14 protein-coding genes, 1 pseudogene and 1 riboswitch are annotated in these 23,669 nt (G+C 64.7%); of the genes and pseudogenes, 1 reads left to right on the top strand and 14 read right to left on the bottom strand.

Annotated features, from left to right (window positions below; translation table 11 throughout):
- Positions 1 to 357: 357 nt before the first annotated feature.
- From GORHZ_RS12535 to GORHZ_RS12570, 10 genes and pseudogenes are all read right to left on the bottom strand, one after another.
- Complete coding sequence (locus tag GORHZ_RS12535) at positions 358 to 1,299, bottom strand: hypothetical protein (RefSeq protein ID WP_245551402.1); 942 nt, start codon at positions 1,297 to 1,299, stop codon at positions 358 to 360.
- 53 nt (positions 1,300 to 1,352) lie between these two features.
- Positions 1,353 to 4,769, bottom strand: a complete 3,417-nt coding sequence (locus GORHZ_RS12540; RefSeq protein WP_006333480.1) for an AAA family ATPase — start codon at positions 4,767 to 4,769, stop codon at positions 1,353 to 1,355.
- Position 4,770: 1 nt separating this feature from the next.
- Positions 4,771 to 5,940, bottom strand: coding sequence for an exonuclease SbcCD subunit D (locus GORHZ_RS12545; protein WP_006333482.1), 1,170 nt, complete (start codon positions 5,938 to 5,940; stop codon positions 4,771 to 4,773).
- 16 nt (positions 5,941 to 5,956) lie between these two features.
- Positions 5,957 to 7,756: an ATP-binding protein gene (locus GORHZ_RS12550; protein WP_217998323.1), complete on the bottom strand. Its 1,800-nt coding sequence runs from the start codon at positions 7,754 to 7,756 to the stop codon at positions 5,957 to 5,959.
- A 235-nt stretch (positions 7,757 to 7,991) separates the two neighbouring features.
- Positions 7,992 to 8,093, bottom strand: a pseudogene (locus GORHZ_RS30820) (transposase); the annotation flags it as partial.
- 593 nt (positions 8,094 to 8,686) lie between these two features.
- A complete protein-coding gene (locus tag GORHZ_RS12555; RefSeq protein ID WP_006333487.1) occupies positions 8,687 to 9,805 on the bottom strand; it encodes a PD-(D/E)XK nuclease family protein in 1,119 nt (372 codons plus the stop codon).
- A gap of 227 nt (positions 9,806 to 10,032) precedes the next feature.
- A complete protein-coding gene (locus GORHZ_RS12560; RefSeq protein ID WP_006333489.1) occupies positions 10,033 to 10,479 on the bottom strand; it encodes a hypothetical protein in 447 nt (148 codons plus the stop codon).
- 35 nt (positions 10,480 to 10,514) lie between these two features.
- Positions 10,515 to 10,627: riboswitch (SAM riboswitch) on the bottom strand.
- A gap of 88 nt (positions 10,628 to 10,715) precedes the next feature.
- Positions 10,716 to 11,072: a hypothetical protein gene (locus GORHZ_RS12565; RefSeq protein WP_006333491.1), complete on the bottom strand. Its 357-nt coding sequence runs from the start codon at positions 11,070 to 11,072 to the stop codon at positions 10,716 to 10,718.
- Entirely contained in the window at positions 11,069 to 11,479 is a 411-nt protein-coding gene (locus GORHZ_RS31590) for a hypothetical protein (protein WP_006333497.1), read from the bottom strand. Before GORHZ_RS31590 ends, GORHZ_RS12565 begins: the two co-directional genes overlap by 4 nt.
- Positions 11,473 to 13,521, bottom strand: coding sequence for an ATP-binding protein (locus tag GORHZ_RS12570; RefSeq protein WP_006333498.1), 2,049 nt, complete (start codon positions 13,519 to 13,521; stop codon positions 11,473 to 11,475). Before GORHZ_RS12570 ends, GORHZ_RS31590 begins: the two co-directional genes overlap by 7 nt.
- Positions 13,522 to 14,106: 585 nt before the next feature.
- Between GORHZ_RS12570 and GORHZ_RS31310 the strand changes: the two genes are divergently transcribed.
- Complete coding sequence (locus tag GORHZ_RS31310; protein WP_174347200.1) at positions 14,107 to 14,682, top strand: hypothetical protein; 576 nt, start codon at positions 14,107 to 14,109, stop codon at positions 14,680 to 14,682.
- A gap of 14 nt (positions 14,683 to 14,696) precedes the next feature.
- Here the strand turns inward: GORHZ_RS31310 and GORHZ_RS31595 are convergent, their stop codons facing one another.
- The 4 genes from GORHZ_RS31595 to GORHZ_RS12600 all read right to left on the bottom strand — a co-directional run.
- Positions 14,697 to 14,996 (bottom strand): hypothetical protein, encoded by a 300-nt coding sequence (locus tag GORHZ_RS31595; RefSeq protein WP_245551404.1) that lies wholly within the window; start codon positions 14,994 to 14,996, stop codon positions 14,697 to 14,699.
- 194 nt (positions 14,997 to 15,190) lie between these two features.
- Positions 15,191 to 17,053: a DUF2075 domain-containing protein gene (locus tag GORHZ_RS12585; protein ID WP_245551405.1), complete on the bottom strand. Its 1,863-nt coding sequence runs from the start codon at positions 17,051 to 17,053 to the stop codon at positions 15,191 to 15,193.
- A gap of 817 nt (positions 17,054 to 17,870) precedes the next feature.
- Positions 17,871 to 21,101, bottom strand: a complete 3,231-nt coding sequence (locus tag GORHZ_RS12595; RefSeq protein WP_006333507.1) for a UvrD-helicase domain-containing protein — start codon at positions 21,099 to 21,101, stop codon at positions 17,871 to 17,873.
- Positions 21,102 to 21,103: 2 nt separating this feature from the next.
- On the bottom strand, positions 21,104 to 23,669 hold a 2,566-nt coding region (locus tag GORHZ_RS12600), incomplete at its 5' end, for a PD-(D/E)XK nuclease family protein (RefSeq protein WP_006333510.1).

Here is a 23,669-nt window from a genome sequence, read left to right on the forward strand (position 1 = left end):
TTAAGGAACCAAAGTGGCACGCCGCAGTGCTGTGGGATGAAAGCATTGAGCTGCCAGCCGGCAAGTTTATGCAACAACAGCCCGCTGTAGTGATCATGGAAGCGTTCTACCTGGTGATTGAAACACTGCTAACGGATCTGAAGGCCGCAGGATGCTAGGCCGTTTAGCGTACGAGTGCTCGGGATGCCCGGTGGTCCGGCGCGCATTAGATTAGAGGCTGAGCGACTAATCAAAGCACGGGCCAAAGCGGATTGAGCCACCCCGTGACAGGTCGGCACGGGGTGTTCGGTTTCCTCGTCTGCGGTCGCTTGTGAGAGCGGATGGCGCAGACGACTGCCGAGTCTTGGTCGGTCGGGCCTACGGCACAATGTGTCGCGTCCCCGCCGCGGCCCCACGAAGCGCCCGATACAGCATGGGAGCTAGTCCGAGCCGGTGTTTGAGATCGCGCTCCAACCCAGCAATGGGCACGAGGTTCTGGGGTGCGCGCCCATCTTTGTACTCGACCGAGGCGAACCGCCCGAGCAGGACCTGCGTGATGTTGGCCAGGGCGACGACGTCCTTGAGGAGCAGTTCGGGTGCGGCCTCCAGTCGGACGATGCCAGCCCAGGGGCCAGCGGGCAGGCACGGCAACCGCAGGTACCAGGAGTAGCGGTCCCAGCCTGACCCGACGGCGAAGACCGGGGTCCGCTCACCCGTACCCAATTGGGCGACAATATTGTTGAGCTCGTTGGGCAGGTACTGCGCGCTGTGGGTCTTGACGTAGCCGAGCGCGCGGGGCAGGTGTCCGCGCCCGCGCAACGGCCCGTCGACGATGAGCAGATCATCGTCGCCGGTGTGCTCGGCGCACCGATCGCGCGCGTCCACAGCGACGGTGATCTCCAGATCGGTCAGCGCGCGCTGCACCGCGTTGGTCAGCGACACTGTGGGCGGCAGCTCAGGGGAAGGCACTGTCCGATGGAATTTGTATGTGCCCGAATGGGTGTCGACGTGGGTGGCGGTACGGGCATCGGTAAACAAGCCGCGGCGCACCTCAGAAGCGACTAGGTGGGCACCGTTGCTGCATGAGCACATCACGCCCGCGGCGTAGCTGGCACACAAGCCGGGCACCGCCCGATGTCCTTTGCCGTCGGCTGCGGTGGCGTCGTCGATCCACGCTCGGCCATCGATGCGCCGTACACCGTCAACGAACAACACCGCGCTGGGGATCGCAGTGTCAGTAGTTGCGATCGGCGCCCACTTGGCCGCTGAAACCTCCAGTGTGGTATCGATTTTCGACGTGGTCTCGGCGAGATCCTGCACTTCGACCGCTGAGCCGTAGCTCGGATCCCATCCGTCGACACTGAAACGCATGGCTAGCCCTGCAACCTTTCGATGTGTGAGCCGGCGCTGTCGCGGTTGACCTGGAAGCGGACCGGGATGCGCTCCGCGAGTGCTGGCACGTGGGTGATCACCCCGACCATTCGCGACTTTGACGCCGCGAGATTTTCGAGTGTGCTGGCGACGACTTCGAGCGTGGCCTCATCGAGGGTCCCGAATCCCTCGTCGAGAAAGATCGACTCCAGCTTGCTCGCCCCGGACGCAGACAGGGCGGTCACCTGCTGTGACAGCGCCAACGCGAGCGCTAAGGAGGCCTGGAAGGTCTCACCACCCGACAGGGTTTTCACCGGTCGAGGCATATCGGCGTCGTTGTGATCGAGGACGAGCAGATCACGCTCATCTCGGGTGAGTTCGAACTGGCCGCCAGTGAGTTCGAGCAGAATCGTGGAGGCGTCGTGCAGGAGCGCGTCGAGTGCGCTCGCGATCAACCAGCGGGGAAATTGATTAGCCCGCATCAGGTTCGACAGCATGCGCGCGACCGCCGCGGATTCGCGAAAAGACTGCATCTCGGTCTGCATGCGTTCTGACTGCCGCAGCCGCTCGCGGGCATGTTGCAAGGCACTCTTGGCAGTCGCCTCGGCGGCTGCCACCGCCGCCGGCGCCTGATCGGCGAGCTCGGTTGGGCTGATGGCGGAATCGAACTCGACAGCATTCTCGGACAGTTGGTCGGCCAGTGCCGTTGTCGCCGAGGCAGCCTGCGATTCGGCGTCGCGCAGCGCCGCTTCTTCGGCGGCAACCCTCGCCGCCCTTGCGGCTGCTGCACCGGTCGCCCAGGCCAGCAGCTGATCCCAGCTGGCGACCAGGTCGGCCTCGGTCACCTCGGGTGCGTCGAAGCTCGCCAACGGGTCTCGCACACGGCGCAGTTGCTCCCAGCTGCTCCTGATCGCGGCTTCAGCGGCATCGACGAGTTCGCGGGCCCGCGTGGTGGTGGCTCGTGCCTGCTCGAGTTGCGCATCGATGTCCTCGCGTCGCCGTTCGAGCTCCACGACCTTGTCCCTTTCGGCGCCCGCGTCCTCGGCGGCCGGCGCGTCGGCAAGCAGTTTGATCAGTTCGATATTGCGGTCCTGGATGACCCCCAGTTTGGTATGGGCCTTCTCCTCGGCGACCGCGGCAGCGGTGAATGCCGCTTGCGCCGCTTGCGCTTGGTTTTCGGCGGCGTCGAGCTGTTGTAGTGCGCGGTTGGCCGCGGTGCGGGCTTCGCCGGCTTGGGGCACCAACGACTCCACCTCGCCTTCGACCCGGTGGCTCTTGAACTGAGCCCAGTCGGTGAGCTGTCGCCACGCGGTGACGATGTCGACGTCCTCGATTCGGGGCGGGTCCAACGCGCTAACGGTGTCCCGACAGGCGTGCAGCGCGGTCTGTGAGTGACGGGCCTGCTGATGCGTGACCTCTAGGGCTTTCGTCGCTGTCTGGACTGCGTCGCGCGCGGCGGCGACGGCGGCGTCGGCTTCACGACGTTTGGCTTCGGTGGCGGTTCGGCGTCCGACGGCTTGCGCGATGAGGCGTCGCGCCGCCGTGCCGTCATCAGCCAGCGTCGCCAAGGTGTCGGGGTCGACCGGGTTGTCGAGTGCGCGCCATGGCTGGTCGATGCCGAGGTCGGCAAGATGTTCCACCAAGGTCGATCGGGCTGCCTCACACCCTTGCAGCCGCTCCTCGCGTACCGCGGTCGCCTTGTGAAGCTGCTCGTCCAGGCGTGCGGCCTCTGTGGCGGCTTCCTTGGCGTGCGTTCTTGCCTTCTGGACGGTGGCCTGAGCGGTCGCCAGGTCGACTTCGTCTGCGCTGAAGGGAAGTTCAGTTATGCGTTGACCGCACACTGGGCAGTCGTCGCCCTCGCGGAGATCAGCACGCAGCGCTACTGCCTGATTCGCGTGCTCGGCGGCGCGCAGAGCCTGGTCGGCGACCGTGAGGCCGTTGGCGGCCGAGTCGGCAACTCGGAGAGCTGACTCGGCGGCGGCGTACGTCGCGCTGCGTTCGGGCGCTTCCTCAATGTCCTGGGCGATCACGGCAAGTATTTGCCCTGCGGTACTGTCGGCGAGCGACAAGACCCCGGAGCCTGGGAGCCGGTCGAGTTCGTCGGTGACGTCCTGTTGCTTCGTCTCGCACTCGGTCAATCGGGCGCTCTCCGCAGTAAGAAGCTCCGTAGCGTCCCGCATTGCGCCGGCAATGACGACGATGTCGTCGGGCGCTCGTAACTCTGCCAGTAGCGTGAGGCGCCCGCGGGCGGTGCCGAGTTGCTCCTCATACTCGTCGGCCGCCGCTGCCGCCTTGCGGGCGGCATCTCGAGCCAGGCCAACTGCAGCTTCCGAAGTGTCGCGGTCACCGGCGGCGTTCTCACGCGACGCCTTAGCGGTTTCGGCGGCTCCGGCGAGGACGGGCAGTCGCTCCTCTACCTCACCCAACTCCCGCCAATGCGCCAGTACCAGCTCTAGTTCATGGCGGGGGCGCAGCGCGCGCAGCGCGGCGCGAATCTCCGTGTCCTGCCCTTCGATGCGTTGCTTCGCGGTCACCGCGGCGTCAGCTTCGACTGTGGCGGTGCGTTTTTGGGCATCGAGTGCCTCGACACCGTCGGGTCTGACGACCGCCAGGAGCTGGTCCCCTTCGGCGGCCGCACGGTCGCGCGCGCTCTGAGCGGTGCTCGCCGCCTCGAACGCGGATCTCAGGGCGGGCAGGGCGACCGCTGTCACGTGCTCGCGCAGGGTGTGTAGCTGCTCCACGCTGCGGGCCGCGGCATCGACGTGCGCTTCGGTGGCGTCGACGAAGCCTTTGAGTTGCTCGGCCAGCGTGTCGGCTCTGGTGTCGGCGTCGGCGGCCTTGTTGAAGGCGGCCCGCTGAATGCGGTCGTACACGGTGTAGCCGAGCAGATTCTTCAGAATCGCCTGACGCTCGCCATCAGTGGCGTGCAGAAACTGCGCGAACTCTCCCTGAGGCAGCGCCACCGACTGGGTGAACTGCCCGAAGTTCAACCCGAGAATCCGCTCGACGGCACCGTTGACCTCTCGGCCGGTGGCCAGCGTGACGACGTCGTCGTCGCGACCGCCGAGCGCCTCGTCGGAGACGAACTGCTCCAGCCGGCCCTCTTTGATGGTGACCGTCGGATTCTTTCCGCCGCTGCGCCGGACGTCACGCATCGCCGCATACCGCTTGCCGCCCGCGTCGAAGATCAACCGCACAACGGCCCGGTTGACGGTCGGGGCGAGCGCGGGCGCCACCGCGTTGCGGTCGTCCCAGCGCGGCACCGTCCCGTAGAGCGCGAAGACCATGGCGTCGATCACCGTGCTCTTGCCCGATCCGGTCGGACCCACGAGGACAAAGAAATCGGTGTCCCGGAAGTCGACGGTCGCCTTGGTGCGATACGACGCGAACCCGTCGAGCTCCAGCAGGATGGGCCGCATCTCAGGGGTTCTCCGCAGTCGCGGAGGTGACGTCGTCGAGTAACTCGGTGAACAGCGCGTCCACCCGGGGTTCGACGATCTGCCGCTCGGCGCAGAACTGGTGGAACAGTTCCACCGGGGAGCGGTCCGAGCGGTGCGGGGGAGCGGATCGCTCGGTGGGAGCTGCGAATTGCGGATCGATCCGCACCTCGAGCGCGTTCGGCAGCACCTCGACGACCTCGTCGCGCAGACCCGCGCGGGCGGGCTCCTGGACGTAGACCCTCAGGTAGTCCTCGCCGTAGGATTCGGCGTCGGCGGCCAGCTGTGCGACGGTGCCCCGCACGGTGCGCAGGCGGTGCCCCGTGGTGATGGGGATGTCGGTGACGCTCGCTGGTGTCGTTGGTGAAACCTCCACGAGAAGAACGACGTTGGTATTCTCCTGTTCGCCGAAGTCCACCGCGATCGGGGATCCGCTGTAGTGCACCGGGCAGGCGGCCTGCATCGCCTGGCGGCGATGTAGATGACCGAGCGCCACGTAGTGCGGGTCGGAACCGAACGCCGTGGCAGGCACGTAATAGTCGAAGATGGTCTGGGCTGCGCGCTCACCGCCGCCCATCGTGCCGCCGGTGATCGTCAAATGCGCCATGAAGACGTTGACGGCATCCTCGGTGAACCCCATCTTGAGGTGATCGATCAGATCGCGGACCTGCTGGTCGTAGGCTCCGGCGTGTTCGACGGGGGTCTGGGTCAGCAGTTCGGCGGCGCGCACGGCATAGCGCGTCGTCAGGAACGGCAGCACAGCGACGTTGACGGGCTCACCGGTCGATCTCGCGGCAAACGAGACGACTCCGCCGTTGTCGGCCGCTCTGGGCTGGCCCAGCAGGTGAATGCCCGCCGCGGCCATCAACGGCCGGTAGGCCTCGAATGTTGATGCGTGATCGTGGTTTCCGGCCATCGCGATCACTTCGGCGCCGGTGTTGTGCAGCGCGATCAGGGCGTGCACGATGAGCTGCTGCGCTTTCGCCGACGGAACGGAGGTTTCGTAGAGATCGCCGGCGATCAGCACGGCATCGACAGCCTCGCGTTCGGCGATCACGATGATCTCCTTGAGCACCGCGGCCTGCTCGGCGAGCCGGTCGCGGCCCTTGAGTGTCTTTCCGACGTGCCAGTCGGAGGTGTGCAGAAACTTCATCGCGTTCTCACCGCAGCTAGAACGGCGCGTCGTCGGGTTGCGGCACCCGGGCGGGGAAGGCGCGCTCGGCGGGCTCGGCCGAGTTCCCGTCCAACGTCCCGGCGGTGTCGGCGCCGACTTCGGAATGTCGTGTCGCCCAAGCCGGGAACGGGAATTCCACCGCTAGCGGAACCGGTATCGCCGGCTGGTTGACGAACATGGTGCCCGGCTTGGCGATGGTCGCCCGCAGCCGTTGCCCCGCGGGAAGGAAGCCGTACTCGGGCCGGGAGGCTTCGGCGGAGTCGAGCCGGCCGACGACCTTGATCGCGCTGTTGCTAATGATACGGCGTTCGACCTCGCTGGCCGTCTGTTGCGCGCCGATCAGAATGATTCCCAACGACCTGCCGCGCTCGGCGATGTCGAGCAACACGTCCTTGATTGGGCTGGCCCCCTCGCGCGGGGCGTACTTGTTGAGTTCATCGAGCATCGTGAACAACAGGCTGCCCGGTCCGGCGGCCTCCTTGCGGGCGGTCTCGGCGGCCAACACGACACCGGTGACGAACCGTTGCGCGCCTTCCTTCAGATGGTGCAGGTCAACGACGGTCACCTGCTGGTTCTGTGTGGTGATCCGCCGGCTCGGCCGGTCTGGGATGTCGCCACGGATGAGTTCGGACAGCGACCGCTGGCTGGAGCGCAGCCGGCGCACGAAAGCGTTGGCGGTACCGACGCCGATCGCGGGCCCCGCCCAGTCGGCCATCGTCGCCGGATCCGTCACGAGATCGCAAACCAGATCGACGAGCTCGGCGTACGTCCGGCACAGCACACCGTCGACGCTCACCGCGCCGTCGTTTCCCGCCGGTGTTGCTTCCCGGCCGAGCTTGGAGGTGACCTGGTGGACCACCAGGGTGTACTGGTTGCCTTCGTCCTCGACATTGGCGAATACAAAACGGAGTAGTGCTTCGGAACAGAACTCGTGCAGGGTCCACCAGAACGCCTCGACGCCGGCGGTGCGCCCGGCGACGTAGGGCCGGGCGTTGTTGTCGCCGGGGGCGGGTGGGGCGAAGAACCCGACGGAGCGAAACGGTGTCGCGGGAAGCCCCAGCCGCGCGTAACTGTCACGCAGCTGATCTCCCTGATCGCCGAACAGCCGACTGTTGGGCTGGTCGAGGAAGAGCAGATCCTCACCCTTGACGGAGAAGATCAGCGCTTTGGCATTGTGGGCGTGTCGCAGCACCCCGCCATTGAATAGTGAGTGCAGCAGGAACAAAGCGAACGACGTCTTGGTCGCCACTCCGGAAATGCCGCTGATCGAGATGTGCGCGCCCCGGCTTCCATCGATGAAATCGAGGTCGACGTAGACCGTCTCACCGTCCCGGCCGACACCGACGGGCAGGCGGTGCTTCATCTGGTCGAAATACAACGCCTCTGATCGTACAGTGCCTCTGGCGCGACGTGCCGGCGCACCCGGCTGCGGTGGGACAAACAACTCGGGCTCGACCCGGGTTGTGGTCACCTCGGCGATCTCCTGGATACGGGCCGGCAGCACCCCGTCGGAAACCAGGAACACGTCACTGCCGAACGTCGCCCCCTCATGGCGGGACCACACCTGGGTGACGATGCCCGACATCATCACCGACCCTCTACCTGGGACCTCGCGTGAAGTTGCGACCACATCATCGAGTTGCAGGTAATCGTCAGGATAGAGCGCGACATGAAATACCAGCGGCGTGGCATCTTCCGTACCGATTACCTGACCGATGGCGCGCTGGTCCTCATCGAAGGACGAATCGCTGCCACCATTGGGCGGTTCCTCGACCACGTCCTGAACCCCCTGCAATTTGGTGACTCTGGCGATTCTAGCGTTGAGCGGCGACGAGCGACCTAGGTTCCGTAGATGCGCGCGGGGCGCGTGATCCGGTGGATGGCAAATGTGTCGAGTGCGGCAGCAGCGACAACCTCCACTTCGGCCCCATCATGCCGTACTCTCGCGGCGGTTTCTCAGCTCGAGGCCTTCGGCCTCACCAAACTGCCTCCTCATGCCGTCTAATTCTAATTGAGCCAAGACGGGCGGTGACCATTTCGTTGGCGAGCTTGACCAGATGGAAGTGATCGACCACCACCTCGGCGTTCGGTAACAGGGTGTCGGTGACCGCGGCGGCGTAGGCCGTTGACACGGGGGCACGCCAGAGTATCTGCGGATGGAATTCAGTATTGCTTTGTAATACAGCGTGATTCACTGACATTTGATGGACCGAGGAGCGTGCGGCAATAAGGGCAAGCGACGACCGCAGATCGACGCCCGAAGCCCAGTGCGGTTGATTGCTTCCGTGAGTGAATCGCACTTGGGCACTGAAACTGGCCGGAATCCTTGGGTAAACGGCCCGTTACCACCAGGAGGAAATCGTCGATAGACACGGACGAAGGGTGCGTCCGAATCCGAATCTCAGGGCAAACTGCTGTTCAGAGGCTCAATTCCGGCGAAATTGTCCGATCTCCGTCCGGATCTCAGACCAGAAGATCCGCTGGGTCCCGACTTGCGAGGGGCTCCAACCGCCAGAAGCTCACCATCGTGCATGTCCTCTCGCAATCACACGCGTCTGGTTCGGAGAATACTCGCGACGCTTCACCGCGGTGCTTGGCCGACTGTTCACAGAATCGGTAGTACGTTGATCTCGCGACACTCCCACCCCTTGGCGGGTGCAGATCCTGAACTCGCGAACGCGGGCACGTAACTAACTCCCGACCGCAAGTCAGATGTGCTCGCAATCTAACGTTGCAGCAACGCCAGCAAATCAGCGTGACGCTGCCGGGCAACCGCGTCCAACTCGCCCACTGTCAAGTTCGGCACCGCGATGTACCGATAGATGAAGTCGGGGTCAAACCTGTTGAACGAGTTGTCCGGTTTGACCGGCCGTTCAGGGTCACCGGTCAGCGGCGCAATCGTGCTGAAGTCGAACAGCTTCGAATGTGCCATTCCCCAATCGATTCGCTTGTCGCGCTGTCCTTTTGTCCGTCCCGCGAGGTCTGGCAACACTGCAAAGAGACGGAACTGTTGTCCTTGCAGTTGCCATCCGAGGTGCGCTCTTTTCGTGGCGCCCTGGGGATAGAACGCTTGGATAAGCGGCGTACTGTTCGACATGCCGGCGCTGCACAATCGCTTCACATCGTCGGAGGGTAACCGCGCCTCTACGTAGCGCTTGACGATCTCCGCCCGCAGCTTCGACACCGCGTTGACGAACTGCCGGTCGTCCATCGACTCTGCCCATTGCGCGATGAAGACCGGCTCCGATTCATCGTCGACCTGCAGTAGGTCAGCGATATCCTGCAGGCGGCGAATCAGAATGATGTATCGGCGAATGGTCTCGAGTTTGTATGACACCTCAATTCGCCCGGCTGCGACCGACCGCTCGAGCGCGTCAGAGAGCTGTCCGTAAGAGACGTAATGCCAGTCAATCGGAAGCTTCCCCGGCGATCGATATGTGTGAGAGGGCCAGCCCGGATCGCTGAGACTCAGTAGAACGGCACGGACATCCGCCCCGAGTTTGGCTTTGCGCAGCTTGTCGGCATAGACATCAAGTTGGCCAGTTCCTGGGATGCTGAACACCTTGTTCTCGATGACGAGCGGCGCAGCTCCTCCCCAGGTCATGTAGAGGTCCAGGTTCTTCCATTCGCGACGTATATCGACCCCCGCCGAGGGATCTCCGACAACGTCAGTCGGGACCACACCTGAAATTGCATTTGCAAGGTCTGGAAATTCCTCGCACATCCAGGCTAGGAAATTTGAGTGGAAGAGCTCTCGGCTGCCGTACATGATCCGGCTGAGGGGGTCTGCTCTCATCTCCGCCGCGAGCTTTGTGAGGCGTTCCTTCTTCTCGACTTGGTCCATGCCTTCAAACCTCTCGATTTCGCCGACTCGATCGTACGGAATGATCGCCCAACTACCCTGCTTCTCGGAAGGATTGGCAGCTCATCTCCAACTCGAGTGGGTCATTCGGGTCGTCATTGCTATCGGCCATCGCCAATGTCCTTTCCTTGACCAGAAGTTCTGTGGTGGAGATATTTACGGATTCTTGCGGCACCGTGACGCATCCGCCGAGCTGCACGATTCGTTCATCACTCCTGGATCAGCTCACTCGCGCGGACCGTGTACCCACCACGTTCACGAGCGTGCCGGAGGGCCCTCTCGACGGCGGTCTCTCCCACATGCTCGGGGAGATGGTCGTCGTCGCGTATGCACGGTGTGCGGTCCTCAGGTGTGGCGAGGTTGAACAGCGTGCCATTCACTTTCAGCACGTGGAAGCGCGGCAGCCAAAGTGCCCACGCAATGACGCCGCCACGGCGGCGGCCGAGTCGCTCGAGCTCGTAGTCGTGGGTCCACATCGTGATGTCCAGATCCTCGGCGCGCAGATCGACGATGCCATCAGGGTGGACGGTCACCGAGACCGCGATGCAAGGCTGATCCGGCTCCCAGGATTTCTTGGCTTGAATCCAGTGGACACGATGCCCCGGGTTGTAGGACACACACGACGACGCAGCGGGGGGTTGGTGGTTGTCAGACAACGCGATTTCTCCTCGTTTCGGAGCCTCCGCGCAAGGAGGCGCTCTTGCCCGGCACCGGTCGGTGCGGGCCGCTTCGTCATCCGGGCCACCCGTGAACGTGGGGTTGGCGTGCCGCCCAGCCGGAGCTTGGGGACGGCAACTCATGAAGCGTGTTCACTATAGCGACAATCACCGACAGCTTGATTCGTCCGCGGCCAGTCGTCGCTGACATCGCAGGTCACGACCGCGGCGAAGCGTCAGCCAGAGGGGCACTTCTCGAGAGCCACGGCCACTCCCTCGCACAACGCCCGCACCTCCCCGACCGTCGGCGACAGTTCGTAGGCATGCTGGTGGCAACTGGCACTCAGCTGATTCCACAACGAGGCCAGCCGATCGGCGCTGTCTCGATCGTCGAGGGATTTGAGAATTGCCAGGCGTGACCGCATGGTCGCCCCGTCGCACTGGGCATCGACCGCGGCGCACCGCTCATCCACACACGCTTCGAGCGCCTGCCGCGCGACGACTGCGGCCAGCCGCGACGCGTTCCCCGAGGTCGTGTCACCGAGTCCACGCAGCAGCTGCTGGGCGTAGGCGAGGAGCTCGGCGGGGGTCAATTCCCCTCCAGAATGTCCGCGACGGTCTTCCGCAGGTTGGCGACATCGTCCTTCGTGACCGTGGCGCCCTTATGCACGCCCTTCGTCGCGATTGCCATGGCTGGGCCTCGCCACTCTCGCCAGGACTTCCATCCCGAGATATCGGCGTCCGTTGCATCGCGGAGGGCCAGTGCCACACATGCCGTCGCACCTTTGGTGTCGGCCCACCGCTCCTCGGTTTCATGCTGCTGTTTGCCCTCGACGTTGCGGCGGGTGAAGTAGACCTGGCGGGCCGCGGACTCGATCGCGAACCGGAACAATGCCGGGCAGGCACGGCGCTTGACATCGTCGGGCACGTTCTTGTCGACAACCAGCGCGTAAGCGTCCTCGACGTAGCGGCGCGCCGGTTCGTCGGCGTTCTTCACCACGAGCTGCGATCCGGTCTCGCGGGTGACCTCGATGAGGTGTGCCTCGATCGACTGCTGCCGGATCGCGGATGCGAGCCGGTCGTCGTGGGAGAAGACGATGACCTGCCTGGTCGCGGCGAGATCGGTGAGTACATGGAGGAAGCCGTCGATCTTGGCGGGGTCCATCGCCTGGATGGGGTCGTCGAGCACGATGAACCGGAACGGGCTGGCGGCTGCGGTCGCCCGCGGCAGGAACAGGCGAGCGCGAGCGCATGGAGCTCACCCTGACTCATCACCGACAGCGCGCCGGCGGGTTTGCCGTCGACGCGGCCCTTCAGCACCGCTTTTCGGCGGGTTCTGGTGCCCTCCAGGGCGATCTCGGAGATCTCCACATCACTCTCCTGGCGCAGCTGGGCCCAGATGGCTCGGGCACCCTCGGAGATGGGCTCGAGCCGCTGTGTCCGCAGCAGTTGTGCGTTGTCCTGAACCCACTTCCGCGCGACCTCGATGACCTTGACCGTTTCGTCGGACTGCCGCGCCTTGCGTTCCAGGGCAAGCCATTCCAACGCCTCTTCGGCGATCGGCGCCCACACGCTCTGCAGGTCCGCGACGGTACTCGCTGCCTCGTCGCGCAGGGCTGTCAGTGCCTCGACGAACGGAGGAAGGTGCGTTTCGATGTGCCCCGGAATGTCCTCGGTGCTGGCCGGTATCGCCGATGCGGCCTTGAACTTCTCGCGATACGTGGTGAGGGATGCCAGCTCGATGCCGTCGATTGGAGCCACATCGCGGAGTGACCCCAGAAGCTGACGAGCCGCTTGCTCGCGTTCGCGCGCCTGATAGCGGGCCTCACGGTACATGGCGAGCTGCGAGTCGTCGTTCGCGATGGATTGCCGCGCGTGCGCTTCCCACTCCCTGGTGAGAACACCTTCCCCGCACACGGGGCAGGCCACCGAGTCGTCGCCGGCGGTGCTTCGGAATTCGAGCGCGCGGCGCAGGAGCTCGGAGCGTTGCTCGGCAGTCCGCATCGCGTCGTCGGCGAGGGTGCGTGCGTTGGCCAGTGCGTCGCGGAGTTCGGCTGCGATCGACGCCGCGGTGTCGGTGTCCGGCAACTCGAGCGCAGCGATGGCTTCGAGCGCAGCGATCGTCGCCTGTTCGGACGTATTGGTCCCGGACACGAGCTTCGCAATCGCATCCAGGTCGGGGGTGCGGGAGCGCAGGAGTTTCGCCAGCGCAGTCGCGCGTTCGTCGTCGACGTCGGGGAGCGCCCTCTTCAGCGCGGCCTGCGCATCCTTGGCCGCCTTTCGCGGCTGCCGCCGCTCGGAGTATTCCGCGCTCAGCCGGTTCTCGGCGTCCTGAATCTCGTCGAGCGCGAGGAGTTTGTCGAGCGCGTCATAGAGTTTGGACGGTTCCTGTTCGAGGAGACCGCCGATCTCGTCGTAACTCAGGATCGGGCGGTAGATCTCGACGGCCGTGGACCAACCGAGCGCCGCGACGCCGTCCTGGCGCTTCTCACCCTCGCGCTGGGACCAGTGCTTGGCGCCGTCGAGGTCGGCCCCGTCCGGCCACTGCGCGCCGATCGACGTCTTCGGCCCGTTCTCGATCGTGAAGTCGACCCGGACCTCGCACGGCTGCCCCTGGTGCAGGTTGCGCCACGCGTCCACCCAGAGCTTCGCCTTGTTCTTCCATCGATAGCTCTGCCCGGTGAGTGCGTACTCGAGGGCTTCGGCGAAACTCGATTTGCCCGACCCGTTGCGGCCGCTGACGACGGTGATGCCCGGGTAGGGCGTGATCTCCAGCGTCGCCTCGGGCCCGATGCCGCGGAAGCCGGCCACCCGGATCTCACGGAGAAAGGCTCCGGCCGGTTCCTCCTCCACCGTCCCCGCTTCCGGGCGCTGCTGGGTCGTCGTGCCGCCGCCGAGTTGCTCGGACAATGCCTGCTCGCTGTCGAGGGCGGCAATGACGACGTACTTCGCGTTGTCGCTGAGCTCAGTGTCGGCGTCGAGCAGGTCCCACACGGTCTCGAGGAGGGACTTGTCGCCGATCGGCGGTGAGTCGGTCAACACAGTTCCTTTCGACGGCTAACCGGTGACAATCACATCCTGCGACAACAGGTTGAAGTTGATCCTGGCAACTCTGCGATCTGTCGCTACGTCGTGATCTGCTCCCAAGCGTGAATGACCCACTCGCTCCTGGCATCTATGATGCTGAACTTGCACAAGGAGAAACGCGAGTTCAGCCCCAACACGATGTCCCTGGATGCCCCATCTCCCGCACTGAGTTCCATTTAAAAGTCAACAAACAGCATCGCCGTTGATTCGGAGACGGGGCGACGTTACGTCCAGCAACGCACCAATGTGTGCGATGTCTAATCTCGTCCAAGATCGCCCCAGCGGGAATGTCGGCGGCGCACCCTTCACCTTCGTCGGGCCGATGGATTTTTTCTTCGCCGTCAAAGAGCGCGCCCGATCGCCATCACGTGGAAGCTGCGCAGGCTGATGCCGATCGAAGTATTTGAGGTAGCGGCTCAGTGGTGTCAAGCTAGCTGGAACGCACCATCTCGTCGGCCATGGCGTGGTCCGACCGCCTCAGGTTGGCGCATCGTGGGCGAACTCCAACCTGCCGCCTCGTTGGGCAGTTACGGTCGGAACATGAACCGGGAAATGGCGACAATGCTGGCCAAAGCCCGCGCCAAGTACCCTGATGACGTCCGCGGTTCACCCTACGATGAGGCACTGCTCGAGGTCATCGAACGCGCACGGACTTCGGGCAATATAGGAAAGAGCGACATCGGCGCGCTGATGCTCTGGAAGCGACTCAATCTGAGCACTCGCTGGTCAGCAAGTCTGAATAACACGCCCGACACTGAAGTCCGGCGTCTCACAGCAGCTGGCATCGCATTGGCCCGTGATACAGAGCTTCCGATCGGGGAAGCCGCAGGAAAAGCGCGATCTGCCCTGTCAGCCCTTCCGGGCTGTCGAAGCGGTGCCGCTATTGCATCGACGATTCTCGCCGCCGGCGCACCGGAACGGATGGCCGTCTACGACAAACGAGCGGCCAGCGCACTCGTATCGCTGGGACTGGGCCACCCTCGGGGCAATTACCGTTCCTACATGGCGACCGTCGACGAGCTGGCAGCCGTACTCACCCACCAGCATGATCGGAAATGGTCGATCCGAGATGTTGACAAGGCGCTCTTCATGCACGCTGGAATCGTTGAATCGTAGCCGCTAAAGAGCCGTCATTCCCGCCGTCCACGTCTCCCGATCTCATCGACTAGCTCAGACCACTTACTGTCGCTGAGGACCACGATTGCCTCCGCCTTCGGATTCGCAGCGCGACGGATCCCGTCGGAAATCACCTTCGGCATCGGGTTGTCATACGCGGTCGGCACCTGCATCGCCCGCGCCACCAGTTCCGTATCGAACCGGTACGGGTACTTCAACTCCGACTCGGCTGTCTCGTCCGGCCAGAAATAGCTCGACTCGAGGGTGAGCGGAGAGAGCACTCGGAAGAGATAGACGTCGACGGCGCTCGTCACCCATTCCTCCGGTTGACACCGTGGCCCTCGTCGAAGCCCACTGGCCCGGGCTCCGATCACGTGCCAATCGAAGGTCATGCCCTTCATCCATTCGTAGGGCTCTCGACGTAGTCCCCAGCGTCCGTGCCTGATACCGAACCGGAGGTTCTCCTGCACGGCAGGCGCGACACCCGAGTACGTCGTGAGCACCAGCGTCACGATTGCCGCCCATCAACCAGCGACCGCAGCATCTCCTGCGTCTCAGCGTCCGTCGAGTAGATCCGCATGCCACGCATCCCGCGCGTGAGTAGCACCTTGTAGGTGTTACGGATAGCGCGGTCGAACGCGGCGCGGTCGGCAGTCTTGACCTGCTTGTCGTAGCTTCGCTCCGGTTGGGCAACCCAGTGGTCGGTCCGCCACACCAGATCGGGTCCGAAAATGACTGCGCCGTAGTCGTACTCGAAGCCCTGCGCGGTGTAAACACAGCCAATCTGGCCGAAGCCGGCCGGGTCGGTGGCCCAGAGCTCCCTGCCAGGCGCGCCCTCGTGCTTCGTGCTTTTCGGGTTGTTCCAGGGACGACGCCACCCACCGATAGTGATGTCGTCGGCGAGTGGCTCACCCTTCTCTGGCGTGCTCCACTTCCAGCAGTACCCGGCCACGATACGTGCCGAATATCCATCGTCGAGCATCTGTTGCAGGCGCGTCTCGACGATCGACGGTGCGTCGTCGACGGATACTTCGAAGGCTTCGTCGCCTTCCCACGAGATCGGTCCGCCTGGCTTGAGTTCGAGGAGGCGCTGAACCCAGTAGTCATACGCTTGGCTACCACCGCAACGGAATTGACCGTCGAGATGAACCACCTCAAATGTGCAGCCCATGCGTTCGGCCGCGCGCTGGATCTCCTCGACACTCCCCCGCTCTGTCGGCTTGACGATCTGATCCTCATCGAGCAGGAACACCGGAACACGAGCGGCGTCGATGAGTTCTTCGACCTGGGGGCGACCGGTGCGATTGACGGCACGGGTGAACCGGTTGGTCGACGTCTCGCGGATGCGGTGGGCCTCGTCACAGATCAGCACTTCGAGGTCGTTGGGTTCGGAGTTGATGAAGTTGTTGTAGTACGTGAAGAGCTTCTGTACGCGAGGAGCGCGGGCGCCGGCCACCTTGCGAAGTGTCTTGGTGAACGCCGACGACCCGGTCGCATGCACCGCGGTCCGCCCCTGCCGAGCAAGTTCGCCGAGCAAGCTCAACGCGATGACAGATTTCCCCGAACCGGGCCCGCCCACCACTGCGATGACCTGTTTGGTGTTCTGCCGCGACGCGTTCTGCACCGCTCTCATCACAAGCGAATACGCGACCTTCTGTTCGTCGAGTAACACGAACTGCTCGCGCCGCTGGACCTCGTCGGCGGCGAGCGCCATGAGCTGCTTGCTCGGCCGAACCGCCGACGACAGCAATTGGTCGGCAGCGTCGGCGCCGGACTTGTCGGCAATGCGAGAGCGAAGGAAGTCGATCAGCTCGCTCCGGCGCTGTCCAGTGAACATCCGACCCGTTTGCGATTCCGGGTATCCCCAGAGGGTGCGAACACCGTCATCGGTGGCGTTGTGCAGGTAGGCGACGCCCGCGAGTTGGTCAGAGCTGCCTTCGAGGCTGGCGATGAAGTCCGCGATGTGCGAGCAGTAGCGCCTCACCTGCTCGATGGGGTGAAGGCGTTCGCGATCGCCCTCGAAAAGCACGATGTCTTCGGCGCCGTCGAGCATGGCCGCGGAGGTCCATTGCTTGAGCTCGACGACCACATATGACGATTCCCCGGTCTTCGGATGGACGCCACAGACCACGGCGTCGGCGCGTTTGCTGGTGAGCGGCAATCGGTACTCGAGAAGCAGTTCGGCCTTTTGCAGACCAGCATCCTCGAGGTCGCTGACAAGAACGGCGACGCTGCGTTCCCAGGAGCGAACCTCGGCCTTCGAGGCGTGATATCCGTATTCGAAGAAGTGTTGCTCGGTCAAAGTGGGGATGAGCGTGTTCGCGGTGATCTGGGCGCGAACGCCCGACACCGAGGCTCGATACAACGACACTGCGGCTCCAGGAAGACACGACGGACTTCCCGCTCGGATTGGAGCCTTGTCGGAAGCGACGCGTCTGTCGGGCCGAAGCGGATTACGGATGACAGCCTATCGGCCGAAGGAACCGTCCGAAGGGAGGACCTTTCGAGGTGGCCCTGGCGTGTCAGAGCCTTTGTCGTCGCGATTGGAACTGGAGAGTGCTGACTACGATTCAGCCGGTTCCGCGAACGGACAGACCACCAGGATCAAACCCGGTCAGGCCGCGGACGACCCGCTCATCGCAATCCTCGCAACACACAAACAAGCAGTCGATGATGCAGAAGACATGGCCGAGCGGCTACGTGAGAAGTTTGACCTAGCCTAGTGGAGATAGAGCTGGTCGCCTCGACCGTCGACTCATGGCAAGGCCAAACCAACGGGATCACGATTGCCCTACACCCCGTGAATGGTGCGACCGACCTCAACGAGTTCAACTCGGCATTCGGACGTCTCGCTGTCACCTGCACGCGCGCGACACACGGGCTACTCATGCTCGCCCGGCCCGGACTAACAGCTACTGAGCGCGGCGCCGGTCCGGCCGGAAAGCCGTTCGGCGAGCCCGGCAGCCGAAACCTTCCGCAGCAGACTCACCATCGGATACTCTCCGCATTTGCAGTTGGGAGGATGACGGATTCCGGTAACGCGGGGCGCCTTGCCTGACCTGATGACGCGGATATCCGGCCCGCTCTCCGCATCATCTCTGATCGCTTTGAGACGCTTCTCCAAAGCACGTTGAGCGGGAAAAGCACGAACTCAGCGGGTTGCCGACAGCAGTCAACGGTCCCGGCAATCATCTGACACCTCGCGACGCTACTTCCGCTTTCCCCACCCGACAGAACACCAACTCCAGCTTCGCGACCTGCTCCTCGGTGGCCCGCGCGAGCAGGTTCGCGTAGATCGCGAGCTGCGCCCAGTAGGCCTGGAGCGTCGCCGCCGACACCCCGACGTCGGTCTTGTAGTCGACGATCACCAGCGATCCGTCGTCCTCGCGATACACCAGGTCGGCGATACCTTCGATCACGGTGGTGCCGTCCGGGCCGAGTCCGGCGAGTTTGATCTCACGCCAGTGCTCGCGTTCCGCGGAACGCCGCACCGGTTCGGATGCCAGCGCCGACCGTGCCAGTGCTGCAATGTGTTCGACGTCGGCGATCCCGACCCTGGATGCGGCGACTCGCGCCGCCTGGACGATGGCCTCGAGGTCGGCGTCGAGCGAGACGCTCTCCAGCACTTCGTGCACTGCGCTCCCCAGGTCAGGGCCGCTGTCCACACTCACGGTGCCGCCGCGAATGACGTCGGGTTCGGCGGGCGCGGTCAGCAACCCGGCGTCGCGATAGCTCGTCAATACCGCCCTGCCGCCTTCGTCATCGGCGTGCACGATGCTGGTCACCGGGTATGACGCACGCATCGCCGAAGTCGCCTCGATTGCGGCGGTCTCGGCCGCCCACTCGTCCCACGACTGCCGTGCCTCCTGCTGTACGGCCTCATCGTCGCGCCGCACCGGCTCGACAAAGTCCGGGACCTCATTCGGCATGGCTGCCAACGCCGGTTCCAGGGTGCTACCCCACGATGTTCCGCGCTTGGCCACATACCCCGACACCGCGAGGTGACTCTCCGCGCGGGTGCATGCGACGTAGAGCAGTCGCACCTTCTCTGCCTCCGCGTGGATCTTCTCTGCTTCCTTTGCGGCGTCGTAACCCTTGGACGTGGCAGCAGTGGAGATACACGCCTGCAGGGTGTTGGTGTCGTCCCAGAGTACCGGCTCAGGCTGGGTCCGGAACCCGCCGCTCATGCCGGCGACAACGACCATCGGGAACTGCAGGCCCTTGGCGGCGTGGATCGTCATGATGCGCACCGCGTTCACGCCGATCTCCGGGAGCACGGTTTCGGCCACGCGGGCGTTGTCCTCGGCCTGGGTCGCCGCCCAGTCGATGTAGTCGCGCAGCGATCCGCGGTCCTCGTTGTACCACGCCCGGGCCTGCTCGATGACGAACCGGAGTCGACGCCACACGTCGCGGTGGCGGGGTGAATCCATTGATATCTCGAACACTCGCCGGTCGGTGGCGATCCTGCTGAGCAGCATGGCCGGATTCAGGGCACCCAGGTCGCGCGAGACGTCCCGGAGGTAGGCGAAGGCTTCGGCGACCGGCGAATCCTCTAGTCCTGCAGGCGGTTCCGCATGGAAGAACCATCCGCCGCCGGCGGCCTTCCAGCACAGCAGGTCGTCGTCGCCGCACCCGAACAGAGGTGTGCGCAATGCTGCGGCGAGTGCTGCCTCGTCGGCGGTGTTGGAGAGCGCCCGGCAGGTGAGGAGCAGATCGTGAACCTCCTGGGTCGAGTACACCAGGCTCGACGCCTCGGACCGGAACTCGATTCCGGCGGCATCCAAGCTCTTCTCCAGAAACGGCAACACCGCGCGTGAGGGGATCAGGATGCAGATGTCCTTCCACTGCAGCGGGGTGTGTTCGTGGCTGTCGCCGGCGGGAGTCTCTTTGCACCAGCCTCGTTCGACGGCGGTGGCGATGATCCGTGCGACGTCACGGGACTCACGAGCCCTGGTGGCCTCCGCGACGGACAGCGAGTGCTCGTCGGCGACCGGTTCGTCGCGGTCGGGGAAGACGAACGGCGTTGGGCCCCAGCTGAGGTCCCAGGTGGGTCGCCCCGGTGCCGCGTCGAGCGGAGTGTATCCGGGTTGGACATCGGCGGTCGGTGCGATCAGCGCACCGAAGACACCGTTGACCCAGTCGATGACAGGTCGGGTGGATCGGAAGTTGGTGGTGAGGTGCACGATGTCCGCGGCGGGCGTGTCGTCGCGCGCCCGCATGTAGGCGGCGATGTCGGCGCGACGGAAGCGGTAGATCGACTGCTTGGGGTCACCGACGGTAAACAGTCGGCCCGCGGCATCGGGACCGGCGACGATCCGTTGCGCCAGTACGAGTTGCAGCGGGTCGGTGTCCTGGAACTCGTCGAGGAGCACCCGCTGGTAGCGGCGGTGAGCGGCCGCCGCCACCTCGGGCTCGGCGAGGACGTCACGGGCGAGCACGAGGAGATCGTGGAACTCGAGTTGCCCGCTCCGGCGGCGCTGCTCGGCTTCGTCAAGGACGATCTCGGCGAGGTGCCGTACGACGACCCTGACCGCGCCGTCGATGTAGGTGCCGACGACGTCTGGGAACGTCTCCTCGCGAAGCGCTTTGACGGCCGCTCTGATCTCCTGGCACTGGGCGGTGCCACCCCGCCACGCCGCACCTCGGCCGACGTTGCCCACCTTCGGACACAGCGAGACCATCGGGATCCATCCGGTGGCATCGCGTTCCGCGGCAACCAGAGTCCGCCACTCGCGGAGTTCCTCGAGCTTGGTGGCCAGTTTGTCGTCGGGGTCGAGGCAGTCGTCGAGGTGGTCGACGATGATGTCGGTCTCGCGGAGGATGCGGTCGATGTCTGCAGGCGCGATGCCTTGCGGATTGTCGTCGAGCGTCAGCCGATCCCAGTTGCGGTCGAGGGCGTCGGCAAGCCCGCGGACCTGGTCGAGCGACGCACCGGCTGCCATGACGATGCCCATGGCGTCGACGAGCATCAGGGGTGCCTCGTCGGTGAACAGCCGGGTTCGCATGCGACGCCAGCGGCGTTCGAAGGACAGTTGCGACCCCATCGCGTCGACGACGTGAATGCGGGGCGGCACTCCGGCTTCGAGGGGATGTTCGCGGATGATCCGTGCGGCGAATGCGTGCAGGGTGCCGATGGCGGCTGTATCGATCTGGTCGCGAGCCACTTCCGCTCTGGCAGTGTCGTGCTTGGCCAGTTCGACACGGACGCGCTCGCGCAGTTCCGCCGCGGCCTTCTCTGTGAAGGTGATGGCGGCGATCGCGTCGAGTTCCACACCGTCGTGCAGCACCAGATGGCAGATCCGGTTGACCAATGAATGAGTCTTGCCGCTGCCGGCGCCCGCTTCGACGAACAGCGTGGTCGCGGTGTCGGTGGTGATGCGGTCGCGGGCGGCCTGGTCGGTGAGGGTCAGGGCTCGCACGCTTAGCCTCCGTACTTCTTGACATAGCCGGCGAGATCATCGACATTCTCGAGGTTGGCCCAGGCGCGGCGCAGACCGGCGCGGCCCAAGAGATCAATGACAGGCAGATCCCATGTGGTCTCGACGATCTTCGGCGGGAACTGGCCCGCGACGATGCAGCGGTGGACGAGTTCCATGTCGGCGGCGAGGGTGGCGATCACATTGTCGGTGACGGGATACCCGATGGACTTGAATTGCCCTTTCCTGGTGACGAACCAGTAGCGGGCTTCGACGTCTTTGCCGCGGGTTCGGGCGAACAACCCGTAGACGGGCAGCTGAAACCGCAGGCCGCTGTTGGTGGGCGTGTCTTCGGCGAGGTCTCGGTACTTGTCGACTTTGCCGGTCTTGTAGTCGGTGACGCGGATGCGGCCGTCGGTATGGGTGTCGATGCGGTCGACCTGTCCGCGGAACCGGATTGTGCTGTCGGCCAGGGCCAGTGATACTTCGGGTTCTGTGTCGAAGGAGCACTCCGCGTCGGTAGGGCGCCAGCCGTGCACGTGATCGGTGTAGTCGTGCTGGTACCAGTCGGCGAGGTCGCGGACGATGCTGCCGCGGTCTTTGGCCCAGAGCTGTTCGAGCCAGCCGGGGCTGTCGGCCTTCGCCTCGTCGAGGACGTCTTGGGCGATCAGGTTGAGTCGCGTGAAGTCGCGCTGCGCGCCGTCGATGGTGTCGAGTACGTAGCGTTCGAGGATGGTGTGGATGAGGGTTCCGCGGGTGATCGCGTCGATCTGAGCGATCTCGTCGGGGTCGTCGAGGGCCTTCAGCTGCAGGATGTGTTCGAGGAAGTACTGGTAGGGGCTGGCGACCCAGGTTTCGAGGCCGGTCGGTGAGACGGGTTGGTCGAAGGTGGTGATGCGGTCGCGGACCCCGGCCAGGTTGCCGTTGAACCGGGTGAAGCGGCCGTTGAGGCGGTCGCTGCGCATGTGCATGCCGAGGTCGATGATCGGATCGTCGAGGGTGCCGCGGCGATGGTTGGCCGGTACCGCCGCGAGTTCTCTGAGCCGCCATTCGGTGTCGGATGCCGCGGAGGCGCCGATGCGGTCGTCGGCATGTTGCGCACCGACGTCGAAGGATTCGACGGCGACGATCGACGGCACTCCCTCGGTCTGGCGCTGCCAGTTGACCACGTTGACGTCGCGCCCGGCGAGTTCGGTGAGGGCCGGAATGAGCCACCGCGACGGTACCTTCTCCCCGCCCCCTCGCAGGTCGCCGCGCGGGAAGGTGATGATCCGCTCAACCGTTCCCGAACTGACCGCGCTCGCCAACGCGACGTGTTGCGCGCGGATGTGGTCGCGCGCGGTGGTGCCGACCAGTTCCGGAGGAAGCAGCGGATTGTCAGGGCGCGGCGTGGGCACCATACCTTCGGCGGCGCCCACGACGATGCTGACGTCGAAGTCGCGGCCGGCGCCCGCGGCGATCGGCGCCACGGTAACGCCCGCACCGGAAGTGCCATGTATGTCGCGATGGGCTTCCAGGCGTACCGAGACTGCTTCGAGGACGCGTGTGGCCGTGGGTTCCGGCGCGATGCCGTCCATCAGTGCGAGGTCGGTGCAGTCCTCGCGAATGAGAGACAGGTCCGTTCGAGCAGTGTCGGAGTTCGGAGTGCGGACGTGGTGGTCGAGGAGTGCGTTGAGCTCGTGCGCGACGGTGGCCCAGTCCGGTGCGCCGACGGTGGCCTCGAGGCGGGGTCGGAGTCGTTGGACGAAGTCGTAGAGTGCGACCGCTCTGTCATGGTGTTTCTCGTGAGCGCCGACTCGCGTGAGGCTCTGCCAGTCGAGGCCGCCGACCACGGGTTCGTCGCGACGGGTCAGCAACTCGAGTTGGCGTTGTGAGATCTCATCGTCCTCGATGGCCGGCCGCATCAGGGCACCCTCCGCGAGCAGCGTGAACAGGTCGCGGCGAGGCATCTTCTCGTGGTCGAGGTCCAGAATACCGAGCAGCGCTCGTGCAGAAGGGCGGTCGACGAGGGTGTGGTGTTCGGGCGCGGCGTACGCGATGCGGCCGGCGGAAAGGTGTTCGTGAAGGAGCGGCAGATACGGATCGGCCGCCGCGTAGAGGACGCCGATCCGGTGACCAGGCGTGCCGTTGGCGAGGTGCTTGCGGACGAGGCGGACGACCGAACGGACCTCGTCATCAGCGTCGGAGGTGTGGATGACCTGGGTGGGCGCAACGACGGACTCGTCGCTGATGTCCTCGCCGTGCTTCTGTAGGAGAGCGAGGAAGGATCTCTCCGCTGCCGAGGTGGGATTGAGTCGATACAGGATGAGGTTGCCGGCGTCTGACAGGTGCTGCGCCGCGGCCGTGTACGCCTCGTGTTGGAGGTAGTAGCGGCCGGCGAGCCGGCCGATTGCTCTGCGGTAGACGCGCAGTAAATCGGCGACCAGCGGCGTCGGGGAATCCATCGCGGGATGTTCGATGGCGCTCAGCTCGCGGGCAGCCCCCGCGAGTGCCTGTGCGGTGATCGGTTCGTCCGCGACCTGCTTGAAAGCTCCGGGTTCCTCTGCCAGCACTCGCTGGACCGCGGCCTCG

Origin of the sequence: Gordonia rhizosphera NBRC 16068, assembly GCF_000298195.1 — a bacterium.
In the GTDB taxonomy this organism is placed as follows: domain Bacteria; phylum Actinomycetota; class Actinomycetes; order Mycobacteriales; family Mycobacteriaceae; genus Gordonia; species Gordonia rhizosphera.